The organism is Candidatus Planktophila sp. (assembly GCA_030681675.1).
Taxonomy (GTDB): domain Bacteria; phylum Actinomycetota; class Actinomycetes; order Nanopelagicales; family Nanopelagicaceae; genus Planktophila.
In genome coordinates this window covers 116,906-130,556 of sequence record JAUXRP010000003.1, presented here as the reverse complement: position 1 = coordinate 130,556, position 13,651 = coordinate 116,906, and the positions used below count along the sequence as shown (strand labels likewise).

General features: G+C 45.4%; 16 protein-coding genes. 12 read left to right on the top strand and 4 right to left on the bottom strand.

Annotation, left to right across the window (positions count from 1 at the left end; genetic code table 11):
* Positions 1–16: 16 nt before the first annotated feature.
* From Q8K48_01210 to raiA, 3 genes are read left to right on the top strand one after another with little or no spacing between them, the layout of a single operon-like run.
* The gene (locus Q8K48_01210) at positions 17–166 is read left to right on the top strand and encodes a hypothetical protein (protein MDP1851014.1); all 150 of its coding nucleotides are present in this window, start codon (positions 17–19) and stop codon (positions 164–166) included.
* Positions 153–542, top strand: coding sequence for a hypothetical protein (locus tag Q8K48_01205; protein ID MDP1851013.1), 390 nt, complete (start codon positions 153–155; stop codon positions 540–542). The genes Q8K48_01210 and Q8K48_01205 overlap by 14 nt, the downstream gene beginning before the upstream one ends.
* Before the next feature lie 2 nt (positions 543–544).
* On the top strand, positions 545–886 hold the full coding sequence (gene raiA / locus Q8K48_01200; GenBank protein MDP1851012.1) for a ribosome-associated translation inhibitor RaiA: 342 nt from the start codon (positions 545–547) through the stop codon (positions 884–886).
* Here the strand turns inward: raiA and Q8K48_01195 are convergent.
* The 3 genes from Q8K48_01195 to Q8K48_01185 form a co-directional block, all read right to left on the bottom strand.
* Complete coding sequence (locus Q8K48_01195) at positions 883–1,794, bottom strand: TerC family protein (GenBank protein ID MDP1851011.1); 912 nt, start codon at positions 1,792–1,794, stop codon at positions 883–885. The genes raiA and Q8K48_01195 overlap by 4 nt on opposite strands.
* Before the next feature lie 16 nt (positions 1,795–1,810).
* Entirely contained in the window at positions 1,811–3,418 is a 1,608-nt protein-coding gene (locus tag Q8K48_01190) for a glycoside hydrolase family 13 protein (protein MDP1851010.1), read from the bottom strand.
* A 166-nt stretch (positions 3,419–3,584) separates the two neighbouring features.
* Positions 3,585–4,043, bottom strand: coding sequence for a hypothetical protein (locus Q8K48_01185; protein MDP1851009.1), 459 nt, complete (start codon positions 4,041–4,043; stop codon positions 3,585–3,587).
* 98 nt (positions 4,044–4,141) lie between these two features.
* Here Q8K48_01185 and Q8K48_01180 point away from each other — a divergent pair, with 98 nt between their 5' ends.
* The 9 genes from Q8K48_01180 (at position 4,142) to Q8K48_01140 (ending at position 12,532) form a co-directional block, all read left to right on the top strand.
* Positions 4,142–4,831 (top strand): response regulator transcription factor, encoded by a 690-nt coding sequence (locus Q8K48_01180; protein MDP1851008.1) that lies wholly within the window; start codon positions 4,142–4,144, stop codon positions 4,829–4,831.
* The gene (locus Q8K48_01175; GenBank protein MDP1851007.1) at positions 4,831–5,982 is read left to right on the top strand and encodes a histidine kinase dimerization/phospho-acceptor domain-containing protein; all 1,152 of its coding nucleotides are present in this window, start codon (positions 4,831–4,833) and stop codon (positions 5,980–5,982) included. The genes Q8K48_01180 and Q8K48_01175 overlap by 1 nt, the downstream gene beginning before the upstream one ends.
* A 267-nt stretch (positions 5,983–6,249) precedes the next feature.
* Positions 6,250–6,735, top strand: coding sequence for a class I SAM-dependent methyltransferase (locus tag Q8K48_01170; GenBank protein MDP1851006.1), 486 nt, complete (start codon positions 6,250–6,252; stop codon positions 6,733–6,735).
* A 3-nt stretch (positions 6,736–6,738) separates the two neighbouring features.
* Positions 6,739–7,932, top strand: a complete 1,194-nt coding sequence (locus Q8K48_01165; protein ID MDP1851005.1) for an SAM-dependent methyltransferase — start codon at positions 6,739–6,741, stop codon at positions 7,930–7,932.
* Between the two features lie 9 nt (positions 7,933–7,941).
* Positions 7,942–9,267 (top strand): argininosuccinate synthase, encoded by a 1,326-nt coding sequence (gene argG / locus Q8K48_01160; protein MDP1851004.1) that lies wholly within the window; start codon positions 7,942–7,944, stop codon positions 9,265–9,267.
* A 9-nt stretch (positions 9,268–9,276) separates the two neighbouring features.
* On the top strand, positions 9,277–9,774 hold the full coding sequence (locus tag Q8K48_01155; protein MDP1851003.1) for an FKBP-type peptidyl-prolyl cis-trans isomerase: 498 nt from the start codon (positions 9,277–9,279) through the stop codon (positions 9,772–9,774).
* 59 nt (positions 9,775–9,833) lie between these two features.
* On the top strand, positions 9,834–10,865 hold the full coding sequence (gene arsB / locus Q8K48_01150; GenBank protein MDP1851002.1) for an ACR3 family arsenite efflux transporter: 1,032 nt from the start codon (positions 9,834–9,836) through the stop codon (positions 10,863–10,865).
* Between the two features lie 2 nt (positions 10,866–10,867).
* Positions 10,868–11,281, top strand: coding sequence for an arsenate reductase ArsC (locus tag Q8K48_01145; protein MDP1851001.1), 414 nt, complete (start codon positions 10,868–10,870; stop codon positions 11,279–11,281).
* A gap of 186 nt (positions 11,282–11,467) precedes the next feature.
* Positions 11,468–12,532, top strand: a complete 1,065-nt coding sequence (locus Q8K48_01140; protein MDP1851000.1) for a zinc-dependent alcohol dehydrogenase family protein — start codon at positions 11,468–11,470, stop codon at positions 12,530–12,532.
* 53 nt (positions 12,533–12,585) lie between these two features.
* Here Q8K48_01140 and Q8K48_01135 read toward each other — a convergent pair whose 3' ends face one another.
* Positions 12,586–13,650, bottom strand: coding sequence for an NADH:flavin oxidoreductase/NADH oxidase (locus tag Q8K48_01135; protein ID MDP1850999.1), 1,065 nt, complete (start codon positions 13,648–13,650; stop codon positions 12,586–12,588).
* Position 13,651 lies beyond the last annotated feature (1 nt).

The following is a 13,651-nucleotide window of genomic DNA, read 5'->3' as shown; positions in this document are numbered from 1 at the left end:
CGAGTATTTTTGATACATGGTCAAATTTTTCCGACGGGTATTTGCCGCAGTAACTGTAGTTGTATTGGCCTTTCGTGCCGTCGGTTCATTTCTATCATGGATTGAAAATCAAGAAGATACATCAGCTAATGCTTGGATTGATGAAGAAGAGTATGAAGATGTCTAGTTCAACATATATTCCCGGAACATGTAATCTTGGTGCGAATGAGATTCGTCAACGAAAGTTAGTTGGATTAGTTGGTCTATTTTTTTCAGTGAGCTCTCTGATTGGATTAATGTCTATTGGGGCAGCACGTGAAGCGCGTCTAGGAATATTTCTCCCACTCATGGTTGCTTCAGTTGGTTTAGTTCAAGTACGTAGCAAATTTTGCCTAGCATATGGATTCGCTGGAACTTTTAACTTTGGCAAACTAGGAGATATTTCAAGGGTTAGTGACCCAATCAACAGAAGCGCAGATAGAGTGGCCTCACTAAAGGTACTTTTAAAATCTTTTCTACTCGCGTCTATAGCGACATTAGTAGTTTTCGTACTACCCTTCTAAGTATGAAGATTCAAATTCATACACGTAATGCAGATTTAGCCGAAGACTTTAGAGAAATTGTCGAAGAAAAACTTAACTCTATGGAGCGATTCAGCATCACCATTGAACGAGTAGAGGTTGAAATTCTTCATGAAGCCAACCCTCGCCAAGGGAAAAACTCACATCGAGTAATTTTGACATCACACGGTGCCGGCCCTCTCATAAAGTCAGAGGCCGCTGAGTTTAACGATTTAGCGGCATTTGATTCGGCGGTGAAAGCATTTGCATTGCAGATCCGAAAAATTCATGAACGAACTAAAGACTACGATAGAGAAACATTAAGAAAGAGAAAGAGCGCAAACTAAATAATTGCACTTCCATCGCGCCGAGTAGCAGTCAAACTAGCTGCAGCTGTAATAGCTAAGGCCATAACTATTACGCCAAGGCTGAATTCGATTGTGATGTGGGGAAGTCCAACATTTAGAATCTCATGAACTCCAATTCCATGAAAGGCTTCAATCACCATTTTGACTCCAATGAAAGCCAGAATAAATGAAAGTCCTTTAGAAAGAAAAATGAGCCGATTGAGCAGGCTTTGGAGTAAGAAGTAGAGTTGGCGTAGACCCATGAGAGCAAATATATTTGCGCAGACAACGATGTATGGATCCCGTGTAATTCCAAAAATCGCTGGAATTGAATCCAAGGCAAAAACTAGATCGGTAAATCCTAGTGAAATTAGGGCTATCAAAAATGTTGAAGCACCTCGCCCTCTCATCCAAGCAACAACTCGAGCCTCTTTCCACTCTTCTTCAACTTTGTCATCAAGCAGGAGACGATAAGCAGTGTAAATAAGGAATGCCCCAAAGATGAAAAAAGCTGACGAGAATCTACCAATGATGGCACTGCCTGCAGCAATAAATCCACCGCGCAAAACCAGTGCAATTAGAATCCCTAGAAGTAGAACTAACTGCTGTCGGTTCTTTTCAACCTTGAGGCGGTTCATAATTATGACAAAAACAAAAATGTTATCGACTGACAGGGCATATTCCGTCATCCATCCAGCAAAAAATTCTTTTTGTGCATTTGGATCCGCGGTCCAGTTTGGCATTAGTAGACCGAATACGATCGCCGAGGAGACATAAACGATGGTCCAAATCGTTGCCTCGGTTGTTGTGGTCTCTGTGTTACGACGCAAAATAGCTAAAATTAAGTCAAAGATAATGACCGCTGTGAGAGCTCCAAGAGTAACAAGCCAAATGTGCGCAGGTTCCATGGCCGTATTGTGCCAGTTAGTTAAGGCACCACATACATGAGAGTGCAGGAATTAGCGTTGTGCCAGCATGGTTTTCTAACTCTCCCGAACTAATGATGAGAGGAACGCCTTGAAGTTCAATTTCTTGCGCCTTAGTTGAGAGATTCATTGCTACAGTGATGGAACCACGTTTAAAGATGAGGAGGTCACTTCTCATTGACCCATGCAATGGCGATTCGAGCCATGAAATATCACCAGTGCCCGTTAAGTGAAGTGCTCGAAGTTCCAGTGCACTTCGGTACATAGCGAGAGCGCTTTTCGAGTTATCCATTTCACTTTCTACCGTCAGCGATTTCCATGATTGGCTCATTGGTAGCCAAGGCTTACCTGTCGTAAAACCAAATGGCGGATGAGATCCACTCCAAGGTAGGGGTACCCGTGCGCCATCCCGCCCCTTAATTGCGCCATTTGTTCTGATAAAAGAGGGATCCACTCGATCGCTATCGCGAAGTTCGCCATCAGGTAGACCTAACTCTTGACCTGCAAATACATACGCCGAACCGGGAAGTGCGAAAACAAACAACGCCAGCGCTCTAGACTCAGCGTCGCCAATTCTTGAGGCAACACGGGGTGAGTCATGGTTGCTCAACGCCCAGGTAGGTAATGCATTTACCGTCGCATTGAGTTGGAGTGATCGGGTAATAACGTCGTATAGGAATGCTCCTTCAAAAGGAGCAGTTAGTAAATCGAAGTTAAAGACTTGATGTAACTCATCAGGGCGAACATAGAGGGTTGCATTGATAGGCGGATGAACCCAGGCCTCAGCAACAGCCATGACATCTCGATTACCGTACGAGTCAAAGAGCCTTCTCCATGTTCGATAAATCTCATGCACGCCTTGGCGATCAAAATATGGAACGCTCTCTAATAGTGCGTTACGTTTGCTAGTCTCCATCTCGACATCTAAACGAAGGGCCTCACTCAATCCAGCTGGATCCGGATGATTCTCTTGAATCTCTTCCTTTACTAATCCATGCGCGACATCAATTCGGAAACCATCGACACCAAGATCCAACCAAAACCTCAACGTCGTTTCGAAGTCATCATTAACCTCGGAGTTCTCCCAGTTTAAATCTGGCTGGGATGAATCAAAAAGGTGCAGGTAGTACTGACCATCCTCTACTCGTGTCCATGATGGTCCGCCAAAGAGTGAAATCCAGTTATTAGGTGGAGAGCCATCTGGTTTAGCATCGTAGAAGTGGAAACGGTTTCGCTCTGGTGAACCTCGACCGGCTTTTAATGCCGCTTGAAACCATGCATGCTGATCAGAAAAATGGTTTGGGACTATGTCGGCTATAACTCGAAGCTTTAATTCATGCGCATGATTAATGAGAAGCTTTGCATCCTCTAAATTTCCAAAACGTGGATCAACATCGCGCGGATTGGCGACGTCATAACCGCCATCCTTATTGGGAGTGGTGTAAAAAGGGCTCAACCAAATTGCGTCAACGCCAAGTTTTTGTACGTACTCTAAGCGGGATGTAATTCCGGCCAAATCGCCATCGCCATCGCCATTACTGTCGCAGAAAGAGCGGGGATAAATCTGATAAATCACCGCTTCTTTCCACCAAGGCGTTGATTTCATGGATTGAACTTAATTGAGAGTGCAATCCTCAATCAATGCAACAAACATGAAAGCCCGCGCCGCAATGTTGCTTTTCTATAACGATTTACCGTGAAAGCTTAGCTTCGACTTTCCTGCCAGCCATCTATTAAACCGTCTCATAGTGAAACGATATCGAACTAGCTGCTTATGGAGATGGAGTTGGGCTTGGCTTACTTGACTTAGTTTTCTTTGCGGTCGTGGCTGTCACTGGCTTAACTGGCTTAGCTGGCTTGACTGGCTCTACAGGGGTTACACCCATCGCCTCAATTGCTTCATCGCGAATCTTCATCGCCTCTGCGATAGCGGTTTCGCGCTGGTCGCGAATAAGCGTTCTTTCCCTATCGTTTTTAGCGGTACGCATAGCCGACTTTGAAAGGCTATCTGCCTCTTTGACTGAACTTATAAATGCTTTAGCAATCTCTTTTCTTACCTGCACTCGAAGATTCATTTCGATGCGAAACTGCGCTAATGCGAGTTTGTACTGCTCTAATTCACTGAGCGGGGAAGCGCTCGGCGACGGAGTTGAATCGGCCAATGCAGCGGGTGTAGCTGCGAAGAGCAGGCTTAGGCTTAGGAGCACTCCGACACAACGCCTCAATTTCATGGGTACATAATGGTCTAAATCTTTGTGTTTTCTCTGTGAAAGAGAGGCTAAATCCGCCCGCTAATTGGCATCTGCGCCAACACGTGCAAGAGTGGGGCATGGCTGAATTAATAATGATTGTTGACGATGAGCCCGGGGTTCGGGCACTCCTGAAAGATACGCTCAGCATCGCCGGATTTGATGTGGTTGAGGCCAACGATGGCATGGCCGCCCTCACCCTTTTGCGCACCCATAAACCCGTCCTTATGGTGATCGATATAAATATGCCTCTGATGGATGGTTTTGAACTCGTCGAAAGACTTCGAGCAACTAATGATTTAACGCCTGTCTTAATGCTGACTGCACGTGAAGATAAAAGCGATATTGCCAGGGGCTTAAAGATTGGCGCTGATGATTATGTTATTAAACCCTTTGGAATCGAAGAGTTAATTTTGCGGATTAAAGCCATACTACGGCGTTCATATAAAACAACCGTTGGTCCAGCGCTATTAATCTGTGGTCCAATAACAATCGATGACGAACAGCACTCAGTCACTTTTAACGGAGAAGAAGTCGATCTTTCGCCCACAGAGTATCGACTCTTGCAGATTCTAATTGAAAAAAAGGGGCGCGTTTTAACTAAAAAATTGCTGCTCGATGAAGTCTGGGGAATTACTTTTGATTCTGAAAGCACCGTGACCGATACATATATTTCATACCTGCGTAAGAAATTTCATAGAGATGGTTTTGAGGGGATAAAAACTATTCGAGGTGTAGGTTTTCAGATCCAGGAGCCAAAGCAAGGTTAATGAAGAGCAAAACTCGACAGATTCTTTCGACAGTTGCGCTTATCTCAATCCTTTCTTTTCTAATTGGTGGATTCGCCATCTGGGGGTCCTACACTTCAGAGATATCGATTATTGAAAACCAGTTAAATATTGTTGTCAATGATGTTAAGTTAAGTTCTGACGATCCGTTAACCTCCGCGCTTTTTAGCGTCTCTCAAAATAACTTTGATATGACGGTTGCTTTTCAATCTTCAACCGGCGAAATAGCTATTCTTAAACAGTCTAAGAAGGCTGTCCTTGGCACGACAACTAAGTTGAAAACGCGGACTATCCGACTTCAAGCAGGGGAAAAACTGCTGATAGCGACATCCGTAGTTGATATCGACAAAAATCTCACTCGGAACCTGTGGCGGCTTTTGATATTTTTCCTGTTTGCAAATGTGATTGCATCTTTTATTTCCTTGTCAATTAGTCGTTCTGGTGCGTTGGCGATAGAACGAGCTCATCGCGAAAAGATGCAGGAGTTTCTAGGTGATGCCGCTCATGAACTTCGTACTCCTTTGACAGTGGTTAAAGGGTATGCCGAGTTATTGAAGAATAAAGCACTAGATAGCGAACGAGAGACATCGGCTTTTGAGCGATTAAATGTTGAAATTCAACGCATGGAGTCATTAATTGCAGATTTACTTATTTTAGCTGAGTTAGGTGAGGAGGAGCCAATTGAGTTTTCTGAGGTTAATCTTTCAGAGCTAGTAAGCGAAAATGTAAGAGATTTTCAAGTAATAGCACCCCAGCATCATCTCGAGCTAGATCTTGAAGCTGGAGTAACCATTCAAGGATCAGAGAAATATTTGCAGAGATTTATTGCCAATGCGCTCACAAATATTAGAGTGCATACTGACGCCAGCGCGCCAGTACGAGTAACACTTAAAGCGGGGAGAGAAATAAAACTGGTTGTTGAAGATGGTGGTGCTGGACTGCCTGAGACTTCGTATGGCGAACGAATTCAAGGCTTAAAGCGATTTGATCGATCTAGATCACGTGTGACCGGTGGGAGTGGACTCGGAATGTCCATCATGAGTGCGGTGATAGAGCGCCACGGAGGAACACTTGCATTGAAGAAGAGTGATCTCGGCGGTTTGGCAATTGAAGTTCAACTTGCGCGCACTTAGACTAAAGCAATGGAATACATTCAGATACTGCTCCTCTTAACCAGCTGCGCAGGAATTTTCTATTGTGTACGAATGTTGCGCGCATTACATACAAAGGTAAGCACGTCAACCTCTAAAATCACCAATTCTTTGAATGAGCAGAAAAAACTGAACCTGCACGCCTATCGCCAATTAGAGGCCTTCCACCAACTGATCTCTCTTTTAAAATTCACCGCCCCGATTCCACCCACTCGTGGTTGGGTTGCCTCTCCGGACCTTCTCCTCGCTATGACGGATATTATTCGCACTCATAAACCACGCCTAGTGGTTGAACTCGGATCGGGTGTGTCAACATTAGTAATTGCTAAAGCCGGTGCTAAGAAGGTAATAAGTATCGACAACTCAGATGAATTTGCAGCTAAAACCAGAACTTTGCTGAAAGAGCACGGTGTACGAGGCGTTGAAGTAAGAGTTGCTCCATTGATCCCTCACGCTTCGGGTGTTGATTGGTATGACGCCTCGAAGTTAGGCGACATTAAGGGCATCGACTTACTCTTTATCGATGGTCCACCTGGATCTAACAGTCGAGATGCACGCAAACCTGCCTTACCCGAGTTATTAGAACGGTTGTCTCCAAGGGCCGTAATTATTATGGATGACGTTAACCGCCCAGCCGAGCGCGAACTTGCCGAGGCCTTTGCTAAAGCACTCCCAAGCCATGTGATGACATTTCATCACCATGAAAAAGGCACTGCGGTAATTTCGCCCAAATAAGCCATGCCAATTTCATTAGCGGATGCGATAAACGAAGCCTGTGAACACATACTTAATACAAAGACGCTTGTTCGCGTAGTCCTCTCAGGCCGCCGGCGAAATATGGTGACGAAGTTCGAGCGTATCGATATTCGCCCCGTCGAGATCAAGGGCTCAATAGCACTTCAAATGAGTTATAGCGATGGTCGAGCCAAGAGCGTTAAGAACCTAAGCATTGATGAGGAATCCATCTTTGAACTATTAGCGAGTGGTTATGCAAACATTTTGGTTGAATACACGTCAGGCTCTATGTCGATTCGTATTACTAAAAGTGGAGATGCTCTCGTTCATTATGAAAAGATGGAATTTATCCAAGATTTGAGCCACGATAAGAAAAAAACTCGTTTATTAGATCCAGCCGATCCATTTTTATTTGAGGTAGGTATATCCGACCACAAAGGAGTAATTAAACCGACGAAGCAGGATAAATACCTTCAGGTTGAAGAGTTTTTGCGTCTGTTGGTTCCAACACTTCAGGCAGCCATCAGCGCTGGCCACATTCATGAGCCAACCATGACGCAGCCATTAACGATTGTAGATCTAGGGTGTGGACACGCTTATCTAACCTTTGCGGCCCATCAATATCTTCGTTCAATCGGAATCCCAGTGAAGATAACTGGAATTGATGTTCGCACAGCATCGCGTGATCGCAACAATGCGATTGCAGAAAAGTTAGGAATTACTTCAACAATCAGTTTCCGAGCCGAAGAGATTGCAACGACAACTGCCGAGGAGGCCGATGTAGCTATCGCACTTCACGCCTGTGATACGGCAACCGATGATGCAATCGCTTGGGCAGTCAATGGCGACGCAAAACTCATGCTGATTGCTCCGTGTTGCCACCACGATATTCAGACTCAAATGCTTATAACTCCTGAACCTTGGGGAGCACTCACTAAGTTTGGATTGATGAAAGAGCGTTTAGGCGATTTACTAACGGATACATTGCGGGCACAGATTTTAAAGATTGCAGGATATCGAGTCGAGGTTATTGAGTTCATTGGAGGAGAACACACCCCTCGTAACCTGATGATTAGGGCGCTTAAGTCCGGAGCCGCTCCTGATGGTATTGATACCCAGAGATACCAGGAGATATGCAAACAATGGGGAGTTACTCCCGTCTTAGAAGGCAAAATTCCCTCTCTCTTCATCGGTTAGACTGCCCGCATGTCCAAAGTCCTTGCCTCGCTTCCAGTTGGCGAAAAAGTTGGCATTGCCTTTTCTGGAGGTCTTGATACTTCGGTGGCCGTGGCGTGGATGCGCGCAAAAGGGGCGATTCCCTGTACTTACACGGCCGACCTTGGTCAATATGACGAGCCCGATATCGATTCAGTCCCAGGTCGCGCTAAAGAGTATGGCGCCGATATTGCACGACTTGTCGATTGCAAGAGCGCACTCGTTGAAGAGGGCTTAGCGGCAATCGCTTGTGGCGCTTTCCACATCAGAAGTGGTCTTAAGCAGTATTTCAACACAACACCTTTGGGTCGAGCAGTGACTGGAACACTCTTAGTTCGCGCTATGCACAGGGATTCAGTTGAAATTTGGGGCGATGGTTCGACATACAAAGGCAATGATATTGAACGTTTTTATCGCTATGGACTTTTAGCAAATCCAAATTTAAGAATTTATAAACCATGGTTGGATGCCGATTTCGTCAATGAACTCGGAGGTCGCAAAGAGATGTCGGAATGGTTAGTTGAACATGGACTGCCATATCGAGACAGTACCGAGAAGGCTTATTCAACCGATGCAAATATACTGGGTGCTACGCATGAAGCTAAGAGCTTAGAGAACTTAGATACCTCGGTTGAGTTAGTTCAACCGATTATGGGTCTACGGTTCTGGGATCCATCGGTAAAGATAGATAGTGAAGATGTAAGTATTAACTTCGTTCAAGGTCGGCCCGTAGCAATAAACGGCAAAGAATTCACTGATGTTGTCTCACTCATGCAAGAGGCAAATGCAGTCGGTGGCCGTCATGGAATTGGAATGGCCGATCAAATCGAAAATCGAATTATTGAAGCAAAGAGCCGTGGTATTTATGAAGCTCCGGGAATGGCGCTTTTGTTTATCGCCTATGAGCGCTTGATTAGCGCAATTCACAATGAAGACACGATCGCCAACTACCATGCTGAAGGTCGTCGTCTCGGTCGCCTGTTGTACGAGGGCCGTTGGCTAGATCCACAAGCGCTCATGCTCCGCGAATCTCTTCAACGTTGGGTCGCATCTGCCGTTACCGGTTCGGTGACGTTGCGCATTCGTCGCGGAGATGATTACTCGATTATTAATACGAGTGGACCGGCGCTAAGTTATCACCCAGATAAATTATCAATGGAGCGCACAGAAAATGCCGCTTTTGGGCCCACAGATCGCATTGGGCAACTCACCATGCGCAATTTAGATATTGCCGATACTCGCGCTAAGTTGGAAATGTACCGTGCACAAGGTCAGTTGGGCGATGGTGAGTTTAAATTAATCGGAGAGCTCGAGTAAAGGAAGCTAATGAAAATCTATAAGAGGCTAGCAATCGCGGCGATTATTGCGCTGTCGATTTCATCACTAACAGCATGCGGAGATAAAGTGGCAGATACATCGACAGAGAATGTTGCTCAAGGACTTCCTGCAGTAACGGCAAATGCTGGTGAAGCACCAACTATTTCAGCACCAACTGGAACGCCGCCTGCAACTTTGCAGACATCCGACATCATTGTTGGTACAGGTGCTGAAGTTGTTGCAACTTCAACGCTAACCGTCCATTACACATTGATGTCTTGGTCAAATGGCGCAATTGTGGAGTCCTCATGGACAAGTGGTCAGCCGGCGACTTTCCCACTCTCAGGAGTTATCGCAGGTTGGCAGCAGGGCTTACCGGGAGCAAAAGTCGGCGGACGTCGCTTACTCGTGATTCCGGCCGATCTTGGTTATGGCCCTAATGGATCAGGACCTATTGGTCCAAATGAAACTCTTATATTCGTCGTCGATATTATCGGAGTTTCTTAAGCTCTAAAAGTTTGAGCGGTGTTTATATATCGTTCATCTTGAGAAGTTATGGTTTTCGAATGATAGAAAAAGTTAAGTTATCGACCATAGATCGTTTTCTACCTGTATGGATTTTAGGTTCAATGGCCATTGGACTCGGGCTTGGAAAAATCTTCCCCAATTTGAATGATTCAATTTCAACCTTCCAAATCGAAGGGACTTCCTTACCTATTGCACTCGGTCTCTTTTTAATGATGTATCCAGTTTTGGCAAAAGTCCACTATGAAGAGCTGGGTCAGCTTCGAGCAGATAAAAAACTACTTATTTCCTCTCTAGTTCTTAACTGGATTATCGGTCCCGCATTGATGTTTGTTCTTGCTTGGCTATTTCTTTCGGACCAGCCAGAGCTACGCACGGGTCTAATTGTAATTGGGTTGGCGCGATGTATCGCGATGGTGCTAATTTGGAATGATCTTGCATGCGGAAATCGTGAGGCTGCCGCGCTCCTAGTCGCCATCAACTCTATTTTTCAAATTCTTGCATATGCGATTCTTGGCACTTTCTATTTGAGGATTTTACCTGACTTACTCGGGTTTGACTCTCTTGAGGTTAAATTTTCTACAGCTGATATCAGTAAGGCAGTCCTAATCTTCTTAGGCGTTCCATTGCTTGCAGGATTTGTGACTCGAAAGTGGGGAATCAGACGTAAGGGTCTGAATTGGTACAATTCCAAATTTGTTCCAAAGATTAGTCCATTTGCTTTATATGGATTGCTTTTCACAATTATTCTTATGTTTGCGCTTCAAGGTCAGGCAATTGTTGACTCCCCAAGCATTGTTGCGCAGGTAGCTCTGCCACTCTTAATTTACTTCTTCACTATGTGGGGATTTTCTTACGCATTTGGTAAATGGATCGGAATGGGATACGAGAAAGCAACCACTCTCGCTTTCACTGCCGCTGGAAATAATTTTGAGTTAGCTATTGCTGTAAGTATTGGTGTTTGGGGTATTACTTCAGGGCAGGCTTTAGTAGGAGTAATTGGACCACTAATCGAAGTTCCTGCCCTAGTAGCACTTGTTTACATCTCACTTTGGTTAAGAAGGCGGTACTAAAGATGGTCGAAGTACATCCAACAGTATTGTTTGTCTGCGTACATAATGCCGGCCGTTCACAGATGGCAGCGGGGTTTATGCATCATCTCGGCGCTGGTCAAGTAGACGTTTTATCTGCCGGCTCTGCACCGAAGGAGTCAATTAACCCAATTGCGATTGAGGCGATGGCTGAAGTTGGTATAGATATTGCCAACAACCTTCCAAAGATATTAACCACCGAAGCTGTAAAGGCATCCGATGTTGTTATAACCATGGGATGTGGCGATGCCTGTCCGTTTTATCCGGGCAAGCGATACGAGGATTGGGTGCTAGAGGATCCAGCTGGTCAGGGAATCGAAGAGGTTCGTATTATTCGAGATGAAATTAAAGCTCGCGTCGAAGCATTACTTTCAGAGTTACTAACTAACTTAAGGTAACAATTCCGTTGGATTGTTTGAACAGAATCGTAAATCTACATCGATTGAATATGTGGAGCTCAATGTAAGTTAATCAATATCACAAATTCATGAGAGTTGACACTTGGTGTTTCCTTGTGTATTTCTTTCCTTGCGAGTTTTAATAGGGTTGTCCACTGTAAAGTAAATTCAAAAGAGAGAGTTTCTATGAAAGCACTTGTTTACGAAGGTCCAGGTAAGAAATCATGGATAGAAGTTCCAGATCCAAAGATCATTCATACAACTGATGTCATCGTGCGAGTCGACACAACCACCATCTGTGGAACAGATTTGCATATACTCAAAGGTGATGTACCGTCTGTAACTAGTGGTCGAATTCTGGGCCATGAAGGAGTAGGTACCATTACTGAGGTCGGATCTTCCGTTGCCAGCCTCAAAATAGGAGATCGGGTAATCATCTCGTGTATCAAGTCCTGCGGTCACTGCATTAATTGCAAGAGTGCGCTCTATTCTCACTGTTTGGGAGATGAAGGAGCATCTGGAATCGGTTGGGTCTTCGGACATTTAATTGATGGTACCCAGGCCGAGTATGTGCGCGTGCCGTATGCTGAAAATTCGCTACATAAGTTACCTGCAGGAGTCAGTGATGAACAGGGCGTTATGCTCTCAGATATATTGCCAACAGGTTTCGAGATTGGCGTTCAGTACGGCAGAGTTAAGCCGGGCGATGTCGTTGCGGTAATCGGGGCAGGACCAGTGGGACTCGCCGCAATTACAACGGCTGGGCTTTATGGTGCCGCAAGAATTGTCGCAATTGACTTGGACGCGAACCGTTTGGAACGTGCGAAAGAGTTTGGGGCTACCGATGCGGTCCTCGCAAGTGCAATTGATTGGAAGGAGCAGGTTCTGGCGATGACCGACGGAGCCGGTGTTGATGTTGCCATTGAGGCTGTCGGAATCCCGCAGACCTTCACGATGGCTACTGAATTGGTTCGCCCTGGAGGCAACGTGGCTAATGTCGGGGTCCACGGAAAATCCGTAGAGCTGCATCTAGAGAATTTGTGGATCCAGAACGTCAACATCAGTATGGGGTTGGTTAACGCCAATACCACACCGATGTTGCTCAAATTAGTAGCCCAGAAAAAGATTCACGCTGAGATGTTAGTGACTCATCGATTCACATTTGACCAGATTTTGGAAGCTTATGACACCTTTTCGCGCGCGGCCGAAACCAAGGCGCTGAAAGTAATCATTACACGCATCCCTAAATAAACTAAGGTACAAGTTCTTCATCAATCGATATGGTCTAAGCGGGCGTTTCTCTTTTAAAGAGTACGCCCGCGTTCCATTTGCTTTGGCCACTCAATCCTCACTCCAAGTTTCTCGGCTGCGTTGAGCGCCCAACGAGGGTTGCGAATCATTGCACGAGCTAAAAAGACTGCATCAGCCTCACCGGTTTCGATTATGTATTGAGCCTGTTCAGGTTCGGTAATTAAACCAACAGCTGCTGTCAAAATGTCGACCTCTGTACGTATCGCCGCGGAAAATGGAACCTGGAATCCAGGCGTCGCCTTAATGGGTGCGTTGTGAACATTGCCGCCAGTTGAAACATCGATTAAATCCACGCCAAGGGCTTTAAGTTGAGAACAGAGTTCAATTGAATCAACTAGGTTCCATCCATCATCGACCCAGTCGGTAGCCGAGATACGTACAAAGAGGGGAGTGTCGCGTGGAATTGCTGCTCGAACAGCTTTCGCAGTTTCCAGTAAAAAGCGTATTCTATTTTCAAAGCTACCGCCATATTCATCGCTGCGAGTATTTGCCAACGGTGAGTAAAACTGATGGAACAAGTATCCATGAGCTGCATGAATCTCAATAACATCAAAGCCAACTGCTATCGCGCGTTGAGCGGCTGCAACAAAATCAAGAGTAAGTCGATGAATCTCATCGGTAGTAAGTGCGCGTGGTTCCGGATATCCGTGAAATGCAATCGGCGATGATGAAACGCTCTGCCAACCACCTTCATCGATCGTGGCCATTCGGTGATCATCCCAAGGGCGCATTGTCGATGCTTTACGACCAGCATGAGCTAATTGAATCCCCATTTTTACATTCTGAGAATGAGCAAAATCAATCATGGGTATAAAGGCTTCGGCATGTGCTTGGCTGTGAAGAGAGGTACAACCAATAGAAATACGACCCTCTGGTACGACACCAGTTGCCTCGACCATGATCAAACCTGGTGATCCTGTCGCAAAAGAGTTTAAGTGGGCTCGATGCCATTCACCAACAAGACCATCAATGGCTGAATACTGGCACATTGGTGAAACCCAAACGCGATTCTGAAATGTAATAGAACCGATTGTTAAATGATCAAATAATGTGTCCATA